This is a genomic window from Gynuella sunshinyii YC6258, from assembly GCF_000940805.1.
In the GTDB taxonomy this organism is placed as follows: domain Bacteria; phylum Pseudomonadota; class Gammaproteobacteria; order Pseudomonadales; family Natronospirillaceae; genus Gynuella; species Gynuella sunshinyii.
Window position 1 is genome coordinate 927,238 of sequence record NZ_CP007142.1, and the last position, 19,747, is coordinate 946,984.

The window sequence follows — 19,747 nt, forward strand, 5'->3', positions numbered from 1 at the left end:
AATCTTTCGGATCTGTGGTCATCGCGATTAAGTCTGTTTATTGATCCCGATATGGATGGGGATGCTCTTGAGCATGGCATTTAGTCAGTTATTTAAGGAACGGTCAGATCAGGATTTCGTGCGGCGGACCAGGTCGGGTGTGCTGATTTATGTTGTTGCGTATCCGCTGCTGATTTTCTCAACTGATGTTTATCATCAGAGTGTCTATTTTTGCGTCACATTATTTATTCTTATGACAAGTATCGCGATAGCCAGACTGTTGTTGGCGCAGCTTCTGTCAAAACCCTTTTACCATCAACATCAAAAATTTTGGAGATATCTGATACTGGGTTTTTCCCTTGCCCATGGGATTTGTTGGAGCGTTATTTTTATTAAGTTTGTGGCTGATCCGCGCTTTGAGAATGTCAGCTTTACCATGTTGTTGGGGCTGGTTGCCATTGTTAGTGGATCAACCAACACGCTAATTCCCAAAGGAAATTTTTTTCATCTCTATGTTGCAATATTAATGGCACCGATGCTGTTAATGTTGTTTATCCGAGGATTCCATCTAAGCCTGATATTGGTCATGTTGTGTTTCTGGATTTATAGCTATTTCCTGGGTAATCAGATTTATAATGAGTATGTGAATTCATTCAGATCAGAATATGAAGCCGGCAAAAACAAGGAGGCTTTGGAAGCGCTCAGCAAAACAGACTCGTTGACAGGTATTTTTAATCGTCATCACTTTAACGAAAGTGTCGAGCAGCAATGGCACATGTGTATGCGCAACCGTTATCCGCTTTCATTGATTATGATGGATGTCGATCACTTCAAACGAATCAACGACACTCATGGGCACATTTTGGGAGACGACTGTCTGGTTCATGTGGCTGCCATTGTCAGGAACGTGGTTAAACGCAGTACTGATATCGTCACCCGTTATGGCGGAGAGGAATTTGCCATCATCCTGCCCGGCACTTCGGCTGCACATGCATGTGAAGTTGCCGAAAAAATCCGTCAGGAAGTGGAAAATACCCCGTTTGTGTCAAATCACCATATTCTCCCGGTAACTGTCAGCTGTGGCGTCAGTTCCCATGTTCCAGACGAAACTTCCAGCGTCCTGGAGCTGCTGGCCAATGCCGATACCGCGTTGTATCTGGCTAAAAATACTGGCCGCAACCGGGTAGAATCTCATATTAATAATTACCCCGGGATGGACGACGGAAATACACATGGCACTCAACGCGACGATTTATAAAGTTAGTTTGAATATTGCAGACCTTGACCGGCAGTATTTTGCCGATCATGCATTGACTTTGGCTCAGCACCCTTCTGAAACCGACCTGCGGCTGATGGTCCGGATTCTGGCATATGGTTTTGAGGCGGAGGAACACTTGAGCTTTGGTCGAGGGATCAGCACTGCGGACGAACCGGATATGTGGCAGAAGAGCCTGACCGGAGACATAGAGCACTGGATCGATGTTGGACTGCCCTCACTGGAGCGACTCAAAAAAGCCTGTGGGCGAAGCCGGCGGGTAACCGTTTATGCCTATGGTGACCGTCAGGCGCCAATATGGTTTGAACAGATTAAAAATGAATTGCCTCGATTTGATACGCTAACAGTTTATTCATTTTCAAATCAGTCGGTACAATCGTTATTGCCATCACTGTCGCGGGTGACTCAGCTGCAAATGACCATTCAGGATCAGGAAGCATTGGTTAGCTCGGAAAAAGTATCAGTGACTGTGACCAGGGACATATTATTTGCATCAGACAGATAGTGTGTAATTGGCAGCTCTGAACATCAGTCGTATATTGGCTGCGCCAGTTTTATTCAATCAGGAAGATTCTTATGTTGCTCAGTAATATCGAAATCATTCCCGGACGCAGGGTGGTCAAACATCTTGGTCTGGTACAAGGCAGTACCGTCAGAGCCAAGCATGTGGGTCGGGACTTGATGGCCAGTATCAAAAATGTCTTCGGTGGTGAACTGAAGGGATATACTGAATTACTCGAAGACAGTCGTAGTGAAGCCATCGAGCGAATGACGCAACAGGCCCAGGCGATTGGTGCCAATGCAATACTCAACATTCGTTTTTCCACCTCATCCGTGGCGCAGGGCGCAGCCGAACTGTTTGTGTATGGTACCGCCGTTGTGCTTGAGTAGCCCGCCATGGAATCGTTAATCAACATCCTGGTTGTACTCACGCTGCTCATTCTCGGCTATGGGTTTGGACGCTATGCTGAGCGCAAGCACTATCGCCACATCATTGCGAAGGAACAGGAACTTGCTCATATCCTGGTTTTTCCCGAACGCATTCCGCCTCCTCATCTTGCTGGTAGTCATAGTGCGCTGGTGACCGGAAGTGTGGTGATTTCAGTGGATTATTTTAAACGTTTTATTGCGGCGCTGAGGATGCTGATCGGTGGCCGTTTGGGCAGTTATGAATCATTACTGGACCGTGGGCGGCGCGAAGCCATCATTCGGGTTAAACAACAGGCGGCGGACATGAATGCCAAAGCGGTATTTAATCTGAAGCTGGAAACAGCCTCAATCAGCAAAGGGCAGGGCAATACCATAGGTTCGGTTGAGGTATTGGCGTATGGAACGGCTATGATTGATCAAGTATCGTCATAAATGAGCTATGAAAACCCGAAAATACCAGAAGGTATTAACGTCAGTAAGCAGCAGCCGTTGTTAGAGTTTGCGCAACTGACAATTATGGTATTTGGAGGGATTGCACTGGTGCTGGCATTGCTGATGTTCAGCGCCGGTTATCTGGCCAAGTTTCTGCCGTTTTCCTGGGAAGTCCGGTTGGCTCACAACCTGCGTCTGGAACAGCTGTCAGACAGTGATGAGCGATACCCGCAGCGACAGCAGTCATTGCAGCAATTGAGTGATACATTGGCGGCTGCCATGGATTTCAGCGATGCGATGAGTATTTCGCCCCACTGGCTTGAATCCGAACAGTTGAATGCGTTTGCGACCCTTGGCGGACAGGTTTTTCTTTTCTCCGAACTGGTCGAACAGCTGGATTCTGAACAGGCGCTGGCCATGGTGCTGGCTCACGAAATCGCCCATGTCCGGTTGCGTCATCCGATTCGTAATTTGGCCGGTGGTGCTACTGTGCAGCTGGTACTGGCGCTGCTGGGGAATCAGCAGGGCCTGAATTCAGTTGGGGCTCTGGGGGTGATGGGCTACAGTCGCCGTCAGGAGCAGGAAGCAGACATTCTGGCCCTGACCACTGTGCAACGGGTATATGGTAATGTCAGCGGCGCGCTGGATTTTTACCAACAGATGACGGTATTGCAGGCAGAACCGCCACAATGGCTATCGACCCATCCGGCGACAGCCGATAGAATCAGAGTGCTTACTGAGTTGATCAGGGAGCGTCATTGGCTGGTTGGGGATGAACTCAAGTTACCGATACCCGACGTTTATTTTTCTGAGTCAACGAGAAAATAATCATTAAACAAGGTAGAATCCGCGCCCGCTTTTAGTTGGCGAACAACAAGCCACCAAGAATACAGCTTGAGGAATACCTATGAATTTTTCAGTTGGTCAGCGCTGGGCCAGTAATACTGAACCCCAGTTAGGCCTGGGTCTAATCACTGATGTATCCGGACGTCGAATCACCATTCGCTTTCCGGCCGCCGAAGAAGAACGCACCTATGCTACTGACACAGCCCCGCTCAGTCGCATTCAATATTCCCCTGGAGATCAGATCAGCAATCAGGATGGCGAGACCTTTACCGTCATCGAAGTAAATGAGTTGCGTGGCATTCTGATTTATCTCGCAGTGGATGGCAGTGGCGGAGAGATACAGATCCCGGAACTCGATTTGAATGCCTTTGTACAGTTTACTCATCCACACCAGCGGTTTTTTGGTGGCCAGTTGGATCGTAACAAGGAGTATGAACTGCGGGTGGATACGCTGAATCATCAGCACCGGCTGCAGCAGTCACCGGTACGTGGTTTGATGGGCAGTCGTACCAGTCTGTTACCCCACCAGGTTTACATCGCCAGTGAAGTGGCCGGTCGCTATGCGCCCAGAGTGCTGCTGGCCGATGAAGTCGGGCTCGGCAAAACCATCGAGGCTGGCATGATCATTCATCAACAGCTTCACACCGGACTGGCCAGTCGGGTGTTGATTCTGCTGCCAACGAGTCTGGTGCACCAGTGGTTGGTGGAGATGCTGCGGCGTTTCAATATGAGCTTCGCGGTGTTCAATCAGGAACGCCTGGAGGCAATGGAGGAAACCGCCAGCGGTAATCCATTTGAAACCGAACAGCGGATCATCGTGGATATTGATTTTTTCCAGCAAAGTATGGTCGCCCGACAGTTGGCGCTGGATGCCGAATGGGATCTGGTGGTGGTCGATGAAGCACACCATCTGGCCTGGAGTGAGACCGAAGTCAGTTCGGAATACCTGTTTGTGGAACAGCTGGCGCAGCAGAGCAAAGGCCTGTTGTTGCTCACTGCCACTCCGGAACAGATTGGTATCGAAGGCCATTTTGCCCGTCTGCGGCTACTTGATCCGGCGCGTTTTCACAGTCTGGATGCCTTCCGACAGGAAGCTGCCCACTATGGTCAGCTCAATGAGTTGGTGAAACAGGTAGTGGTGGCGGAAACTCTGAATGAAGAGTTGCGTATCCAGTTGCGGGAGTATCTCGGAGATGAAATGGATGCTGATACCTTTGACAGTGATCAGATCATTCGTCATCTACTGGACCGCCATGGTACCGGGCGGGTGTTGTTCCGTAACACCCGGGCAGCCATCAAAGGTTTTCCACAACGTTGCCTGAATGCCTATCCTCTGCCACAGCCAGATATCTATCAGGGCATTGATGGACAGTTTGCGTTGTACCCCGAAACGCTGGTTGAAGAGGAGCAGTGGATCAGTGATGATCCCAGAGTCGAATGGCTGGTTGAGCATTTGAAAGCCCTTAAAGTCCAGAAAGTACTGGTGATCTGCCACAATGCTGCCACTGCGCTGGCACTGGACAAATATCTCACGCTGCGGGTCGGAATCCGGTCGGCATCTTTCTACGAAGGACTATCGATTATCGAGCGTGATCGTGCTGCCGCCTATTTTGCTGATCAGGACCAGGGTGCCCAAACGCTCATCTGTTCTGAAATCGGTAGTGAAGGCCGCAACTTTCAGTTTGCTCATCATCTGGTGTTGTTCGATTTACCGCTGAATCCCGATTTGTTGGAACAACGTATTGGTCGGCTGGATCGTATTGGTCAGCAACATGATATTCAGATTCATGTGCCGTATCTGCTGGGGACCGCCCAGGAAAGCCTGTATCGCTGGTTTCATGAAGGTATCAACCTGTTTCAGCAAAGCTGTTCAGCTGGTTATATGATCTTCCAGAAGTTTCAGCAGCCTCTTGAAGCGTTGCTGTTGTCTGGTAATCAGGCCAATCTGGACCATCTGATTCAGGATACCCGGGTCTTTACTGAAGCCACGCTTGAGGAATTACATAACGGACGTGATCAACTGCTGGAACGTAACAGTTGCGATATGAAAGTGGCCAGTGATCTGATCGAGCGGATTCAGCAGGAAGAACAGAGTGACACTCTGTTTGAGTATATGGAATCGCTGTTTGATAACTTCGGCCTGGATGTTGAAGACCACTCCGAACACGCGCTGGTAATTACTCCCAGTGACAACATGCGTACCCAGCATTTCCCTGGCCTGAAAGATGAAGGCAATACCGTGACCTTTGACCGGCAACGGGCCCTGAGTCGTGAGGACATGGACTATCTGACCTGGGAGCATCCCATGGTCTACGAAAATATGGACGTTATTATTTCCTCTGAACTTGGTAATGCCAATCTGGCGCAGATGAGCCTGGCGGCATTACCGGCAGGTACGTTGTTGTTGGAAGCCTGGTATTGCATGCATTCTGCCGCGCCAGGTTATTTGCAGCTGGAGCGTTATCTGCCGCTAAGTCCGACCCGGTATCTGATAGACCCATCCGGTAAAAACCTCAGTGCTGCGGTGAGTTATGAGAAACTGGCTGAGTTGTGTGAACCGATTCGTAAGCAGATGGCCTTGCAGGTTATTCCTCAGATTCGTGGACAGGTTGAACAAATGCTTCAACATGCTCAGCACTTTGCAGGTGAATACCAGCAGCTGTTACAGCAGCAGGCACTGGAGCAGATGAGCAGCGGTCTGGAGGAAGAACGTAACCGGTTGGTTGCGTTGCGGGAGGTCAATCCCAATATCCGCCAGGATGAGATCGATCACCTGACGCGTAGAATGGCTGAAAGCAAAGTCTATATTGAGAAGTCGGTGCTTGAGTTACAAGCTCTCAGAGTGGTTATTAATAGCGGCGGCAAAAAATAACAGGCAATAAAAAAGGGGCGTCCAGCCCCTTTTTTTAACCTGATTAATCAGGTCTTAAGCTTTTTTCTTCTCGCGCAGTACCATCAAAATACCGCCCATCAGCGCAACCACGGCAGCGGTGCCACCCAGGTTGATTTCAGGAACAGAAATGGTGTCACCGGCACCTGGGCTCTGATCTTTACCAGGCTTTTGATCATCATTCCCATGGTGCTTGTCATGAAAATGGAACCACAAAGATCCCATCGCCATCGAAGTTGATGACATTGTCATCATCCCTAATACAACTGCTAATGTCATACAAAGTTTTTTCATGATTTCATTCACTCTAAAAGTAGCGTCAGACTCTAAAAATTCGTCGATCTACAATATCTAAAAGATAGTAGTCTCTACTCCTTTAGTATGAGCAGAAAATGTGCCATATCGGTAAATATCAATAAAATCAATAAGTTATCAAAAATAAAAATACTGACTGTATAATTTTTCGACACATTTTTATCGTTTTTGAGATACGTGTCTCATTTTTGTTCGAAAATCGTTCGAAATCAATTAAAAATTCGCTGATCTACCTTTCTTCGATTTGTCCATCCGCGTGTTTGGCAAACCGACCCTGATGACCATGGGTGTGTTCATGGTCAGGCCAGGGCCAGCCGCCAAATTGAGTCTGCTGATATTCGTGAAAAGTTTGACGAATTTCAGCTTCAGTATTCATTACAAACGGACCATATTGAACAACGGGTTCGGCAATAGGCTTGCCTTGCAGCAACACCAGGCGAGCCTCATCATCACCGTTTTTCAGAGTGACCGGATGATCTGAGGCCAAGTGTATGCCATGTTCTGCATCTATATCCTGACCCGCAACACTCATTTTCATCCCCTGATAGAAGTAAAGTATCCGGTTAAGACCAACTTCATCTGCCGGTAGCACCCATTCAGCGCCCGGAGCCATTTTAATGGTCCATACCGCTATACGGTTAGCGTTGTCATAAGCCCAGCTTTCCGGAGGTGGCGCAACAGCACTGACCCCATCGCAATGGCCCGCAATAATATCTATGGTAACGAGGCGGCCCTGAGCATCGGTATGCTCAACCTTGGGAATTTCTTCGCGCCATAACATTTTGAAGTGTGGTTCGCACATTTTGCTGCGTGCAGGCAGGTTCAACCAGATCTGGAATAACTCCAGAGGGTTGGATTTGTCGGCATGAACGCAAGGAAACATTTCAGAGTGTTGAACGCCTTTGCCTGCGGTCATCCATTGAGTGTCACCTCCGCCGTAACGACCGGCAGCCCCCATGGAATCGGAGTGATCCACCAGTCCTTCCGTGACGACTGTGATGGTTTCGAAACCACGGTGGGGGTGGGCTGGAAAGCCGGCAACCTGTTCCCCGTGGTACATGCGCCAGCCATCTTTAAGGGTAAAGTCCTGACCGATATTCCGGCCTTTCAGGGACGCATCGGGACCCATTTGGGGGTTGCCTGCAGGGTATTCGTCTTTATGGTGTGCGCAAAATAAAAAAGGATCCAGCGTGGGCCACTGGAAGTCCAGAGGGAAAATCTGTTTGATGGCAGATGACATGGCTGCTACCTCTTATTGAACAATTGTTGTGAATCTTATCATTAATATACATCCGTAACTAAACATCGATTGAGCGTGCTACTGACAGTTTCTGACAATTTGCTCTACTAAACTGTTGGCCGTCTGAGGTGTTAACCAGAAAAATAGGAGAGGATTATGATTATCGACCATTTAGGTGTATCCGTTTCAAATTACCAGAAAAGCAAAACGTTTTATTGCCGGTGTCTGGCACCACTGAATATTGAAGAGATTACAGAAGTGCAAGGCTGGTGTGGTCTTGGCGCGAATGGTAAACCGGAATTCTGGTTTGGCGAAGGTGATCAACCCAACGCCCCCATGCACATTGCCTTCATCGCTGAAAATCGCAAAGCTGTCGATGAATTTTACAGTGCGGCGCTGGCGGCTGGAGGTCAGGATAACGGTGCTCCAGGAATTCGGGAATTATATCATCCTAACTATTATGGTGCGTTTGTGATTGATCCGGATGGTCACAATATTGAAGCGGTATGTCATAAACCCGAATAAACGCTGTACCTGAAACCGCACATGTTTCCGGTTGCTTTCAGCAATGTGCGGTTGTCAAATTAATATCTGGTGCTCATAAACATTGTTTTGAATAACAACGCAAACGACATGGTTTTGGTAATCAAGAAAACTATTGGTCCGGTGCTCTGCCAGGTTCTGACTGAATCATCGGTTTATGAACCAGGCTGGTCATTGGACTGACCTCGTCTGGAGATATGTTTAACGAGCCAGATCAGCAGCACGCTCAATATGAAAGGCACTCCGCCAATCATCAAAATCCACGGCACATAACGCTGGGATATGGTGCCATCGGATATACTTCCAATCGCAAAAAACAGCGTACAGCCACCTGTAAAAACTGCCCCCAGCCAACCGATCGTCAGCATTAGCCCCAGCAAAAATGTTCGTAATGTCATGATGGCCTCCTGACCTGTTTGCGCAATTTCTCGACCTGACCATTGCGGTACAGAGTGTTGTACGTATCAAACGGAATGATCTGGCCGCCTTGGGTGACAAAGTGAATACAGGATCGTTTCACGTTACCCACGCAAAAATTGTAGCGATCCAGAAACTGGACGATGGTGATACGAAAAATATTTTCATAACTCAGATTCTGTAAAGCCGGAATTTTGGGCAGGCAGCACAACAGAGACTCCATTCGTTCGCTGGTATTGAGTTCGCCGCTGGAGAGCGAAAACAACTCGATGACTTTGTCTTTCAACAAACTGTTTTTTTCGAAGGATACAGCATTGGGCACATCCTGAATCAGATCTTCTTTGGGAAACAATGAAGTCACCGGAGTGATGCGTTGCTGGTCACGTAAGGCGTAAGCAATTGAAATGGATTCCGGATTGCAGGGCAACGGAATAATGTCCTGGGCCTCAAAATGCGGTGATTGCTGGTATACCGCTCGGCGGATGTCCGAGAGCAGAAAACGGTCTTTGTTTTTATCAAAATGATCATTGCGTCCGCTGTCCTGAATCGGCTGAAAGGTGATTCCGCGAACACATTTAAACTGCAGGGCGTAATCGATGATGGCACCGATTTCCTCATCGTTGACACCCTTCTTGACGGTGACGACCAGTGTGGTGGAGATATTGAATCGTTCGAGATTCTCCAGCGCCTGTTGCCGACATGAGCGCAGGTCCACGCCGCGCAGATTCTGCAAAGCGGCTTTTTGCAGTGAATCGAATTGCAGATACACTTCAAAACCCGGTTTGAAATCCGCCAGTGCGGCAACGAATTGCGGATCGTTGGCAATGCGAACGCCATTGGTGTTGATCATCAGGTGCCGGATGGGCTTGCGTTTGGCCAATGCCAGGATATCCAGAATCTCAGGATGAATGGTCGGTTCGCCACCGCTGATCTGCAGCACATCCGGTTCACCTTCACTGGCGACCAGTGCATCCATCATGAATTCTATATCGCTCAGCGGCAGATGACGTTTACGCGCCGGGGAGGAATCGGCAAAGCAGACCGGACAATTCAGATTGCACTCCTCATTGATTTCGATCAGTGCCAGACAACTGTGTTGTTCGTGGTCCGGGCACAGGCCGCAATCCAATGGGCAGCCATATTCCGTACGGGACTGGAACTGCAATGGTCGGTCGCCAGGCTTGATGTAATCCTTGCATTGTTTGAAGTAAGCAACATCCGTGGAAACCTTGGTTTTCTGCACACCATGCTCCGGGCATCGCTTTTGATAAAAGACGTTGTCGCCCTCAAACAGAATTTTTGCCGGTACCAGAGTCAGACATTGTTCGCACAAGGACAGTGTCTGGCCATAAAAAAGATACGGTGTTTGTTTACGTTGTTCGATAGCCATTCCTGACCCCCAGACTCATGGCGATACTATAGATCATCAATAACAGACAGATGATGTGAAAGAGATTCAGACTGCCCAGAAGAGCGGCATAAGGTTTGAGAAATTCCCATAAAAAACGTTGCCCGCCATAAAAACCAACACACAGATAATAGCCGTAATCGACAATAAACTGTTGCCGGACTCTGAGCATGAATATAACAAACATCAACAACATCAGCATGGACAGGCTTTCATAGAGTTGCACGGGATGGCGCTGCATCCCATCGCCGAAATCGACGCCCCAGGGCAGAGTGGTCGGCGTGCCGTAGGTGTGATCCGCAAGGCCGGAAAAAAAGCATCCCAGGCGACCCACGATGACCAGGACGCAAAAAGGAATGACATACATGTACCCGGTTGATCCCCGGGTGCCACGCTGGAGTTTGTAAAGCTCGACCGTCAGCGTGGCCCCGAACAGCGCGCCGGCAATGCTGCGGCCGATATTTGATACCCCGGAGAGATACAGATTGGCCGTGCCCAGCGCAAACGAGCCAGTCATACTGCCCAGGCTCAGAGCGATGAAGTAACCCGCGCCGATGCCCGCCGCGGTTCTGGTCATCGGGGATTTTAATTTCCAGCGCACGCTGATGATGCCGGCGACAATAGCCAGTAACAGAGCCAGGCAGTCAAACACAATGTGAGGGGTCAGTGGTTGAAGCATAAATGCGTAGCGGTTCCTTGTTATTAACCCGAGCTTCAAATCGATCGTCCGGATCTCGTTGGTGGCATCACCCGGAATCGGGGTTGGTTGCCATAATACCTGCCATTGAAACACGATTGCTGCGACAGACAAAGGCGTTGGTGGAGGTAGAGGATAGCTGTTGGATGGAACAATCGAGCAGTTGACCTGGCGCAGCTGACTCTTGGTAAGGTGTTTGCCGGGCTGACGTTGGTAAAGTGGCTGTGTTTTAATAGGCGCTATTGTTGAGACACAGGAAGATAGATGATGACGACTCCTTTTCAGCCCGGCATCCTGGAGGAAATTCCCGCAGCGGGCTGTTTCTTGTTTGCCGATCTGTTTGATGTCCAGCAGTGGGACAAACTCCGACCGGTACTAGAGCAGCTGATCGATGGGCACGGTATTGTTCTGGGGGTTGGCTCCAAACTGTTGAAAGCCCTGGGGAAGGCGCCGGAAGGCATGCAGGAGTTCCCTGCCCTTCAGCATCCGGCCGCCAAACGCCGGGACTATGATCTTTGGTTCTGGTTGCGCGCGGAAGATCCGGGGGCCATACATCATTTGCTCAGAATGCTGCTGAACGCAACCGAGGAATTTATCACCGTAAAAGTACAATATCAGGCTTTTCGGTATCAGGAAGGGCGTGATCTCAGTGGGTATGTGGATGGTACCGAAAATCCAACCGGTGCCAAAGCTGAGGCAGCCGCCTTTGTGAAGTCATCGGATCAGGCTCAGAATGGTGCCAGTCTGGTGACCGTGCAGCCCTGGGTTCATGAGCTGGACTACTTCAAGTCGTTGCCGCAGAACGAACAGGATGATGCCATTGGCCGTCGTCTTGCTGATAATGAAGAGTTTGAGGACAGCCCGGCTTCCGCCCATGTGAAACGCACCGCCCAGGAAAGCTTTGACCCGGAATCCTTCATGCTGCGACGCTCCATGCCTTGGACTGATCACCGTAATGAAGCCGGACTGGTGTTTATCTCGTTTGTCGATGATTTTGCCAAGTTTAATCGCATGTTTGAGCGCATGCTGGGGCTTGAAGACGGTATCGAAGACGGCCTGTTCAGTTTTTCCATGCCGTTGTTCGGGATTAACTTCTGGTGCCCGCCCGTCACTGAAAATGGTCGCATCAACCTGCAGTTTTTGCGAGACTGATCCCTCAAAAAAGTCCGGCCGTTGATCGGACATTGGATTTGAGGGGAAGCACATGAATTTCTATTCTATTCGCGCCATTTATAAATTCGAAATGGCGCGTACCTGGCGTACTTTGTTACAGAGTATCGCAACTCCAGTGATTTCCACTTCGTTGTATTTTGTGGTGTTCGGGTCAGCCATTGGCTCCAGAATGGTGGAGATTGAAGGTGTCAGCTATGGGGCCTTTATCGTTCCGGGGCTGGTGATGCTGACGTTATTGATGCAGAGTATCTCCAACGCCTCCTTCGGTATCTACATGCCGAAGTTCTCGGGCACCATCTACGAGGTGTTGTCTGCTCCAATTTCCTATATCGAGATTATTATCGGGTATGTTGGTGCCGCTGCATCCAAGTCCGTCATTCTGGGTTCCATTATTTTGATCACCGCCAGGTTGTTTGTGGATTACCACATTGAACATCCCATCTGGATGATCACATTTCTGGTACTGACCGCCATCACGTTCAGTTTTTTGGGATTCATTATCGGCATATGGGCGGATGGATTCGAAAAACTTCAGATTGTGCCGATGATGATTGTGACGCCATTAACTTTCTTGGGTGGAACCTTTTATTCAATTGATATGCTGCCTTCCTTCTGGCAGAAAGTGACACTGTTAAATCCGGTCGTTTATCTGGTCAGCGGTTTTCGCTGGAGTTTTTACGGCTTGGCGGACGTCAATGTTGGTATCAGTCTGATGATGGTTTCGGTCTTTTTGTTACTGTTTCTAACCATAATCTGGTGGATCTTCAAGACCGGTTATAAATTAAAAAACTGATAGAGGGGCAGTATGCCTTTTCCTGCGAACAAAGATGTATCGATACAACCTGCGAGTTTGGAATATGCCCGACCTCTTTACGAACTGATCAATTCTGACCGGACTCACCTGAGTCAATGGATGAACTGGGTGGAGATGACACAGCGGGTCGAAGATACCATTAGCTATGTTCAGATCGGCATAGAACAGTATCGCAAAGGTATTGGGGCCCAATATATGGTGTTTTGCCGGCAACATCTGTGTGGGATGATTTCGTTTAACCGTATTGAAAAAAACAACCGCATCGGTCTGGTTGGATATTGGCTGGCCAGAGAGTTCTGTGGCAAAGGCATTATGACCACTGCGCTCAGGCAGTTGATTGAAATCGGTTTTGATGAGTTTCAATTGAATAAGATAGAAGTTCGTTGTGCCGTTGGAAATCATAGCAGTCAGGCGATTCCGGAACGGTTGGGTTTTAACTTTGATGGTGTTCTGCGGGAAAACGAATATCTGAATGGCGTTTTCGTTGATCATAAGGTGTATTCAATATTACGCCGTGAATATCCGTCTTCTCACTCCCAAAACTGATTTCCCATCCTTTGGCACACGTTCGTGCAGATAAAAATTATGTTAACTATCTTATCGGACGTGTGATTCGATTCACTGTGTATAACAGATACACTTATCATTTGTCGCAAATTTCTGTACCTGGTCAGATGGCAAACCGACAAAGATTTCGTGTTTGTCTTGTATTGGCGACAGTATTTTTTGGAAAGTCTGGCGAAGCCATTCATATATTTCCAGGAAACTTTCACAAACTATTGTTTTTAAAGGGAGTGATGCTGAATTTTTTTGCTTGTCGTCAAATGGCGACGATCTATTTTGCTCAATGAGCTTTTCTGCTTCTCCCTTGTGATGCAGGTTTGAAAACTGTCAATATCATGAGCTTTATATAAAGAGATCTGATTTTTCTGTTGTTTATGATTTTTTATTTTAATTTTGGTGCATATGGTAACCGTTTTCGGTTAGATGTTTTCTGGGGTGCCGAAATAGTGAAAACATATGATAATTCTAATAATAATGGTATCCCATATGTCCTTTTTTAAGAAGATTGGACTGTCTGTGAATTTTCAAATTTGTCGATATTTTTAACATGTAATTAAATGCACCGTTATATTTACGTTTATTTTTATTAGGGTTTTTTAAAGGTTTCTTTCTTGTCCTTATTTTGCATTTGTTTTGATGCATGTCTCATAAAAAAAATTAACCGGTCACAAATTGTCTGGTCGTGCTGAAAAGTTCTCATGGCACGGTTGATGCCTTGTCCTACCGCTGGAACATACTGACACTGTTTGACAGTAATGTACTGACGCCCACATTTGGAAGTTTAGGAGAATGACATGCATATCAGTATTTTTGGTCTGGGCTATGTAGGAGCCGTGTGCACTGCCGCGTTGGCTTCGCGTGGTCACAAGGTAATTGGTGTAGATGTATCAAAGGAAAAAATCGCACTGATTAACCAGGGAAAGTCGCCGATTGTTGAACCAGGGCTTGAAGAACTGCTCGCGGCTGGAGTCGACAACGGTCTGATTCAGGGAACCACTGATGTGGCGGCGGCTATCGCTGAAACCACTGTTAGCATGATCTGCGTGGGCACACCGAGTAAACGTAATGGCGATCTGGAACTGAATTACATTGAATCCGTTTGCCGGGATATTGGTATGGCATTGCGTGAAAAACAGGAACGCCACGTGGTGGTGGTTCGTAGCACAGTTTTGCCGGGAACGGTGATGAATGTCGTCAAACCCATTCTGGAAGACTGTTCAGGAAAACAGGCGGGGGTGGATTTTGGTCTGGCCACTAATCCGGAATTTCTCCGTGAAAGTACCGCTATTCATGATTATGACTATCCACCGATGACGGTGATCGGGGAACTGGACAGCGCTTCTGGCGACGTACTTGATGAAATATACCGGGATCTGCCGGCACCGGTTATTCGCAAACCGATTGAAGTGGCCGAAATGATCAAATACAGCTGTAATGTCTGGCACGCGACCAAAGTCAGTTTTGCCAACGAAATTGGCAATATTGCCAAGGCGCTGGGCGTTGACGGCCGTGATGTCATGGATGTTGTGTGTCAGGACAATAAGCTGAATATTTCCAAATACTATATGCGTCCTGGCTTTGCGTTTGGAGGCTCCTGTCTGCCCAAAGATGTTCGGGCTCTGACCTATCGGGCCGCGCAGATGGATGTTAAAAATCCGTTGTTATCCTCCATCATGGAAAGCAATGCTTATCAGGTTAACCGTGCCTACAGCCTGATCAACTCCTATGACAAACGCAAGGTGCTGATGCTGGGACTGAGCTTTAAAGCCGGTACGGATGATTTGCGCGAAAGCCCCTTGGTGGAGCTGGCGGAAGTATTGATTGGTAAAGGCTATCAACTCAGGATCTTTGACCGCAATGTCGAATATGCCCGTATGCACGGTGCCAACAAAGAATATATCAATCATCACATTCCCCATGTCTCTTCGTTGCTGACTTCGGATCTTGATGAAGCAATTGACGAAGCAGAAGTAATCGTTATCGGTAACTCTGATGATGTCTTCCAGCAAGTGCTGGCCCGCATCCCGGAACAAAAAAATGTGCTGGATCTGGTGGGCTTCATGTCCAGCAAGTCCGGCGCCAATCTGGAAGGAATCTGTTGGTAAATAATCCAATGACGGAGAAATACCATGCAGCATGATGCTGTAGAACAGAAATCACCGGGCCAGATGATCAGAGCGTTTTCCTATTGGCTGCTGTATCTCAGTGGCCTGGGATTGCTTGCCACCCTGGTGCCCGGAGATATCTTCAATCCCGGGTCGGCACATTTTATTTTTCTGATCGGTGCAGTCGGAGTCTGGCGTTATGGGGTTGGGTTTACCCATTTTATCCGTGGAATGATTTTCCTGTATTGGGTATATCCGCGCTGTCGTAAACGCGCCGCCGCATTGGGTAAAGAGGCAGCACCCTCCCATGTGTACCTGATGGTCACCAGTTTCAGAATAGATGCCAAAACCACGGCGATGGTTTACGACTCGGTCATCCGCGAAGCCATGGCCACCGGATGGCCCACGACAGTGGTGTGCTCAATTGTTGAAGTATCCGATGAAATGCTGGTCAGGGCATTGTGGAAAAAACATATGCCACCAGCGAGGGTGCATCTGAGATTTGTTCGCATTCCCGGTACCGGCAAACGGGATGGACTGGCCTATGGTTTTCGCGCTATCTCGCGTTCGCTGCCAGATGCCGATGCCATTGTTGCAGTGGTTGATGGTGATACGGTACTCGCGCCCGGTGTTGTCGCTACGGTTGCGCCGTATTTCCGTATGTTTCCGAATATGGGTGCGTTGACCACCAATGAGTTTTGCGAGGTTCAAGGTAGTTATGTGATGTCTGAATGGCACAAGCTGCGTTTTGCCCAGCGTCATATCAACATGTGCTCAATGGCACTTTCCAATCGGGTGTTGACTTTGACCGGTCGCATGTCGGTGTTCAGAGCCGGGGTAGTGACATCAAAAGAGTTTATTGAGGATGTCGAGCAGGATCACCTGAAACACTGGCGACTGGGAACCTTTAAATTTTTGACCGGAGATGACAAGTCCAGCTGGTTCAGCCTGATGCGTATGGGGTACGACACCTGGTACGTTCCCGATGCCGTCATCAATACGGTTGAGCATCCACCTGATCCGCGTTTCCTGGTGGCCAGTCGTAAGTTGATGTATCGGTGGTATGGCAACAACCTGCGGCAGAACAGTCGCGCGACCCGCCTTGGTCCGGGCCGTTTGGGTTGGTTTACCTACTATGTGGTATGGGATCAGCGAATCTCCATGTGGACCAGCATCCTGGGTTTGTCTGCGGCAATCGTCGCCAGTCTGAAGTTATCGATCAGTTATCTCATGGTGTATCTGCTGTGGATTGGTATGACCCGTTTGTTGCTGACATTCATGCTGACAGCCTCACGACATCACGTTGGTCCGTTGTACCCGCTGATTCTCTATTACAACCAGATCGTGGGATCGCTGATGAAAATATACGTTGTGTTTCGCCTCGATCAACAGAGCTGGACCCGTCAGCCAACGAAATCGGGCCACAGTAATAATTTCCATGGCCGGTTCAATCAATGGTCCACCAGAATCGTGACTTTTTCATCGGTCAGTATTTTTCTGGCCATTGTATTTGCACTGGTCTGAAAGAAAACAGAATTACCTAAAGGATGTGATTATGACGACGGCAGAGAATCTGAATATTGTCCATGAATCTGAAGCACAACGGCAATACGCCCGTGTGCGGATGCCGGTGGAGCTTGAAATGATTGCTGCGGTGCAGGGCAAAAACAACCAGTTTTCCATGCGCCGCTATAAAGTACAGGATATTTCCGCCGGCGGTTTCAGTATTCGTTGCCAGCCTCACGAGTTTGCCAATGGCCGGGTCTTTAAAGGTACACTGAAGATCAATGTCGATGGTTTTATGCTGAGTCTGGGCGTCAGCTTTCTGGTGCGCAGTGTGCAGGAACAGAGTGGTAGAACCGGTTTCGAGTTTCAGGAACTGGGACCCAAGGAAATTTCCGCATTGCGTTATCTGATTACTGCCTACCTGAGTGGTGATCTGGTCAACACCGGCGACATGCTCAATACCCTATCCCGAGAGAACTTCACTAAGGCACGTAAAAATTCCGTTCAAAAGGTGTCTATCGGAAACAAGGTTAAGGCCATTGGCGGCACTCTGGTCATTTTTATGACTGGCCTGGGTGCCGCTGTTTTTGTTGCCGCACAGTTATACAACACCTTTTATGTAACCACGTCTCAGGCTGCTGAACTGGTAGCTGAGACTTATCACATCAACATGCCCAAGGATGGCATGGTCAAACCGCTGATCGATTCTGAAAGTGCCGTGAAGCGCGGACAACCCATCGCTACATTTGAGACTCCAGTGCTGGATTTCATGAACAGTGAACTGGGTGGTGAGATAGATTCGGAGCGGCTGGCCAGTCTGACCGGATCATCGGTCAAGGGCACCTTAATGAGTCCCTGCGACTGCATATTGGCTAAATCCTACATTGCTGATGGTCAGTATCTTCCTAAAGGTGCCGAAGTATTCGAGATGAGTGTCGAAAATGCCCAGCCATATGTCAGTGCGCAATTTGCATTTGCAGACAGCGATAATCTGGCGCCGGGGGATCAGGTGCAGGTTCGTATCGGTGGAAACCGGCATGTGTACGACGGCGTTATCCGTCAAATCAGTGTCAGACAGGCGAACGGCATGTCCGAGGCGCTGATAGATGCACAAATCGAACTGCAGCAGGTTCCCGGCTATGAAGACATTGGCCGGCCGGTGACTGTCACCAAAGGAGCGTTGATGCCATTTCTGACTGTTAGCCAGAAAACGGAATCCTGATCGGGAAGATGGTTGAGATGAGCGAACGATCATTGCGTAATCTGGCGGGTCTGATTGTCCTGGTATTGTTCATGACAGGCTGTGCCCATGTTGCTGATATGGACATGGCGGATCGGGCCATGGCTGCCGGACGTGCGGATGAAGCGGCTAAACATTATCGCACCCTGGCGAAGTTCGGAGTGCCGGAAGCACAGATCAAACTGGCCGATTATCTGGTGGAACGGGGGCAGTGGCAAACGGCTGAACAATGGTATCTGGCAGCAGAAAAGTCAGGAGATCAGCGTGCCTGGGGACGTCTGGGGCAGTTATATCAACGTCATGCGCAAGGGCGTTTGACTGTGGCGCAGGCGGCAGCCCATCAATTCGAACAGGCTGCAGCTCATGGTGATGATTCGGTCGCCGACAATCTGCTGGAGCTGTATCTGGACTTTCCTTCATTACCCCGCTATGCCGGTCTGGAACCGTTAATAGAGCAACGAATGAATCGCGGAGACGCCGGCAGTCGTTACCTGTTGGTGCGCTACTATCAGTTCAATGGCCAGGAGCAGGCGCGCAGGCACGATATTGTCCGCTTGTGTCGTGAAGCGCTGGATGTTGTTTATGATTGTTATCCGCTGCTGGCTGATTTATTTGAGCGTTATCCGGATCTGGGCAAGCCGGCCGATTTGCAGCAACACATGCAGCAACGCTGGCAGCAGCAACAGCTGCAGGCATCCGATGCATGGAAATTTGCGCGCTGGTTCATTGCCTCTGAGCGGGTAACTCCACAACCGAAAATCAGCATGCAGCTGCTAAAAATGATCGATCAGGAATATCCACGAGCATCGTCTCTGGAAGCGGATCTGATGCGAAAGAATCCCGCACTGGGCAATACGACAGAATTGTTGTCTATCCTCCAGCGCGGGCGGGAACAAGCGTCAGCCGAAGCAGAATATATGACCGGGCTGATCTACTTTGAAGGCCGATTGGTTGCGGCAGATCCGCAACTGGCCGAGCAGCATCTGCTGAAAGCTTCCGGCGAGGTCCCACAGGCGCATTTTTATCTTGGCCGTCTGTATCGGCTGGGGCATCTCGGTCGTGCCAATCCCCAGAAGGCTGTTCAGCATTATCTGTTGGCTGGCCGTCGTGGATCGGCCAAAGCGTATTTTGAACTTTCCCGTTATTTTCTGGATGGTGTCGGTATTGGCCGTAACCTGACCTATGCCTATGGTTTTGCACAGCTATCTTCTGAGGCCGGGTATCAACGGGCGACCACATTATTGCATGAGATCAGTGGCAGCATTTCCGGAGACATCGTGGTGGAAGGTCAGAAAGTCGCCGAACGGGAAAGACAGGCTATGCAGACATCCGTGCTGTTACAAACCGCCAGTGGCGGACAGGAGTCATGATC

19 protein-coding genes are annotated in these 19,747 nt (G+C 49.0%); 14 read left to right on the plus strand and 5 right to left on the minus strand.

Going from position 1 to position 19,747, the window contains the following annotated elements:
• Nucleotides 1-73 precede the first annotated feature (73 nt).
• The 6 genes from YC6258_RS26995 to rapA all read left to right on the plus strand — a co-directional run bounded on the left by YC6258_RS26995 (nucleotide 74) and on the right by rapA (nucleotide 6,335).
• Nucleotides 74-1,237 (plus strand): GGDEF domain-containing protein, encoded by a 1,164-nt coding sequence (locus tag YC6258_RS26995; protein ID WP_169748928.1) that lies wholly within the window; start codon nucleotides 74-76, stop codon nucleotides 1,235-1,237.
• On the plus strand, nucleotides 1,212-1,760 hold the full coding sequence (locus tag YC6258_RS04110; RefSeq protein WP_044615919.1) for a YaeQ family protein: 549 nt from the start codon (nucleotides 1,212-1,214) through the stop codon (nucleotides 1,758-1,760). The genes YC6258_RS26995 and YC6258_RS04110 overlap by 26 nt, the downstream gene beginning before the upstream one ends.
• Nucleotides 1,761-1,831: 71 nt before the next feature.
• Entirely contained in the window at nucleotides 1,832-2,146 is a 315-nt protein-coding gene (locus tag YC6258_RS04115; RefSeq protein ID WP_044615920.1) for a YbjQ family protein, read from the plus strand.
• A gap of 6 nt (nucleotides 2,147-2,152) precedes the next feature.
• The gene (locus tag YC6258_RS04120; protein WP_044615921.1) at nucleotides 2,153-2,617 is read left to right on the plus strand and encodes a YbjQ family protein; all 465 of its coding nucleotides are present in this window, start codon (nucleotides 2,153-2,155) and stop codon (nucleotides 2,615-2,617) included.
• Nucleotides 2,618-3,445, plus strand: a complete 828-nt coding sequence (locus tag YC6258_RS04125; protein ID WP_044615922.1) for a M48 family metallopeptidase — start codon at nucleotides 2,618-2,620, stop codon at nucleotides 3,443-3,445. It begins immediately after the preceding gene.
• A 79-nt stretch (nucleotides 3,446-3,524) separates the two neighbouring features.
• Nucleotides 3,525-6,335, plus strand: a complete 2,811-nt coding sequence (rapA, locus tag YC6258_RS04130) for an RNA polymerase-associated protein RapA (RefSeq protein WP_044615923.1) — start codon at nucleotides 3,525-3,527, stop codon at nucleotides 6,333-6,335.
• A gap of 54 nt (nucleotides 6,336-6,389) precedes the next feature.
• On the opposite strand, the gene YC6258_RS04135 is transcribed toward rapA, so the two are convergent.
• Nucleotides 6,390-6,647, minus strand: a complete 258-nt coding sequence (locus YC6258_RS04135; RefSeq protein WP_144407558.1) for a hypothetical protein — start codon at nucleotides 6,645-6,647, stop codon at nucleotides 6,390-6,392.
• A 250-nt stretch (nucleotides 6,648-6,897) separates the two neighbouring features.
• On the minus strand, nucleotides 6,898-7,908 hold the full coding sequence (locus tag YC6258_RS04140) for a pirin family protein (protein ID WP_044615925.1): 1,011 nt from the start codon (nucleotides 7,906-7,908) through the stop codon (nucleotides 6,898-6,900).
• 156 nt (nucleotides 7,909-8,064) lie between these two features.
• Between YC6258_RS04140 and YC6258_RS04145 the strand changes: the two genes are divergently transcribed.
• A complete protein-coding gene (locus YC6258_RS04145; protein ID WP_144407559.1) occupies nucleotides 8,065-8,433 on the plus strand; it encodes a VOC family protein in 369 nt (122 codons plus the stop codon).
• Between the two features lie 173 nt (nucleotides 8,434-8,606).
• Here YC6258_RS04145 and YC6258_RS04150 read toward each other — a convergent pair whose 3' ends face one another.
• Genes YC6258_RS04150 through YC6258_RS04160 form a run of 3 tightly spaced genes read right to left on the minus strand, consistent with a single transcriptional unit; the run spans nucleotide 8,607 to nucleotide 10,955 of the window.
• Nucleotides 8,607-8,849, minus strand: coding sequence for a hypothetical protein (locus tag YC6258_RS04150; RefSeq protein ID WP_044615926.1), 243 nt, complete (start codon nucleotides 8,847-8,849; stop codon nucleotides 8,607-8,609).
• Nucleotides 8,846-10,258, minus strand: coding sequence for a radical SAM protein (locus tag YC6258_RS04155; RefSeq protein ID WP_044615927.1), 1,413 nt, complete (start codon nucleotides 10,256-10,258; stop codon nucleotides 8,846-8,848). The genes YC6258_RS04150 and YC6258_RS04155 overlap by 4 nt, the downstream gene beginning before the upstream one ends.
• On the minus strand, nucleotides 10,239-10,955 hold the full coding sequence (locus tag YC6258_RS04160) for a prolipoprotein diacylglyceryl transferase family protein (RefSeq protein WP_044615928.1): 717 nt from the start codon (nucleotides 10,953-10,955) through the stop codon (nucleotides 10,239-10,241). Before YC6258_RS04160 ends, YC6258_RS04155 begins: the two co-directional genes overlap by 20 nt.
• A 282-nt stretch (nucleotides 10,956-11,237) precedes the next feature.
• Here YC6258_RS04160 and YC6258_RS04165 point away from each other — a divergent pair, with 282 nt between their 5' ends.
• From YC6258_RS04165 to YC6258_RS27000, 7 genes are all read left to right on the plus strand, one after another.
• The gene (locus YC6258_RS04165) at nucleotides 11,238-12,125 is read left to right on the plus strand and encodes a Dyp-type peroxidase (protein WP_052830044.1); all 888 of its coding nucleotides are present in this window, start codon (nucleotides 11,238-11,240) and stop codon (nucleotides 12,123-12,125) included.
• Between the two features lie 52 nt (nucleotides 12,126-12,177).
• On the plus strand, nucleotides 12,178-12,939 hold the full coding sequence (locus YC6258_RS04170) for an ABC transporter permease (protein WP_044615929.1): 762 nt from the start codon (nucleotides 12,178-12,180) through the stop codon (nucleotides 12,937-12,939).
• Nucleotides 12,940-12,951: 12 nt separating this feature from the next.
• On the plus strand, nucleotides 12,952-13,506 hold the full coding sequence (locus YC6258_RS04175) for a GNAT family N-acetyltransferase (protein ID WP_044615930.1): 555 nt from the start codon (nucleotides 12,952-12,954) through the stop codon (nucleotides 13,504-13,506).
• Nucleotides 13,507-14,318: 812 nt separating this feature from the next.
• Nucleotides 14,319-15,629 (plus strand): nucleotide sugar dehydrogenase, encoded by a 1,311-nt coding sequence (locus YC6258_RS04180; RefSeq protein ID WP_044615931.1) that lies wholly within the window; start codon nucleotides 14,319-14,321, stop codon nucleotides 15,627-15,629.
• A 24-nt stretch (nucleotides 15,630-15,653) separates the two neighbouring features.
• A complete protein-coding gene (locus YC6258_RS04185; RefSeq protein ID WP_044615932.1) occupies nucleotides 15,654-17,153 on the plus strand; it encodes a glycosyltransferase family 2 protein in 1,500 nt (499 codons plus the stop codon).
• 31 nt (nucleotides 17,154-17,184) lie between these two features.
• Nucleotides 17,185-18,357: a PilZ domain-containing protein gene (locus YC6258_RS04190; RefSeq protein ID WP_044615933.1), complete on the plus strand. Its 1,173-nt coding sequence runs from the start codon at nucleotides 17,185-17,187 to the stop codon at nucleotides 18,355-18,357.
• A 17-nt stretch (nucleotides 18,358-18,374) separates the two neighbouring features.
• Nucleotides 18,375-19,745, plus strand: coding sequence for a tetratricopeptide repeat protein (locus YC6258_RS27000; RefSeq protein WP_169748929.1), 1,371 nt, complete (start codon nucleotides 18,375-18,377; stop codon nucleotides 19,743-19,745).
• The last annotated feature ends 2 nt before the right edge of the window (nucleotides 19,746-19,747 follow it).

Bases quoted from the DNA above. Each gene is read 5' to 3' on its own strand.
- YC6258_RS26995 (WP_169748928.1), top strand. From the start codon at position 74: ATGGCATTTAGTCAGTTATTTAAGGAACGGTCAGATCAGGATTTCGTG.
- YC6258_RS04110 (WP_044615919.1), top strand. From the start codon at position 1,212: ATGGCACTCAACGCGACGATTTATAAAGTTAGTTTGAATATTGCAGAC.
- YC6258_RS04115 (WP_044615920.1), top strand. From the start codon at position 1,832: ATGTTGCTCAGTAATATCGAAATCATTCCCGGACGCAGGGTGGTCAAA.
- YC6258_RS04120 (WP_044615921.1), top strand. From the start codon at position 2,153: ATGGAATCGTTAATCAACATCCTGGTTGTACTCACGCTGCTCATTCTC.
- YC6258_RS04125 (WP_044615922.1), top strand. From the start codon at position 2,618: ATGAGCTATGAAAACCCGAAAATACCAGAAGGTATTAACGTCAGTAAG.
- rapA (WP_044615923.1), top strand. From the start codon at position 3,525: ATGAATTTTTCAGTTGGTCAGCGCTGGGCCAGTAATACTGAACCCCAG.
- YC6258_RS04135 (WP_144407558.1), bottom strand. From the start codon at position 6,647: ATGAAAAAACTTTGTATGACATTAGCAGTTGTATTAGGGATGATGACA.
- YC6258_RS04140 (WP_044615925.1), bottom strand. From the start codon at position 7,908: ATGTCATCTGCCATCAAACAGATTTTCCCTCTGGACTTCCAGTGGCCC.
- YC6258_RS04145 (WP_144407559.1), top strand. From the start codon at position 8,065: ATGATTATCGACCATTTAGGTGTATCCGTTTCAAATTACCAGAAAAGC.
- YC6258_RS04150 (WP_044615926.1), bottom strand. From the start codon at position 8,849: ATGACATTACGAACATTTTTGCTGGGGCTAATGCTGACGATCGGTTGG.
- YC6258_RS04155 (WP_044615927.1), bottom strand. From the start codon at position 10,258: ATGGCTATCGAACAACGTAAACAAACACCGTATCTTTTTTATGGCCAG.
- YC6258_RS04160 (WP_044615928.1), bottom strand. From the start codon at position 10,955: ATGCTTCAACCACTGACCCCTCACATTGTGTTTGACTGCCTGGCTCTG.
- YC6258_RS04165 (WP_052830044.1), top strand. From the start codon at position 11,238: ATGATGACGACTCCTTTTCAGCCCGGCATCCTGGAGGAAATTCCCGCA.
- YC6258_RS04170 (WP_044615929.1), top strand. From the start codon at position 12,178: ATGAATTTCTATTCTATTCGCGCCATTTATAAATTCGAAATGGCGCGT.
- YC6258_RS04175 (WP_044615930.1), top strand. From the start codon at position 12,952: ATGCCTTTTCCTGCGAACAAAGATGTATCGATACAACCTGCGAGTTTG.
- YC6258_RS04180 (WP_044615931.1), top strand. From the start codon at position 14,319: ATGCATATCAGTATTTTTGGTCTGGGCTATGTAGGAGCCGTGTGCACT.
- YC6258_RS04185 (WP_044615932.1), top strand. From the start codon at position 15,654: ATGCAGCATGATGCTGTAGAACAGAAATCACCGGGCCAGATGATCAGA.
- YC6258_RS04190 (WP_044615933.1), top strand. From the start codon at position 17,185: ATGACGACGGCAGAGAATCTGAATATTGTCCATGAATCTGAAGCACAA.
- YC6258_RS27000 (WP_169748929.1), top strand. From the start codon at position 18,375: ATGAGCGAACGATCATTGCGTAATCTGGCGGGTCTGATTGTCCTGGTA.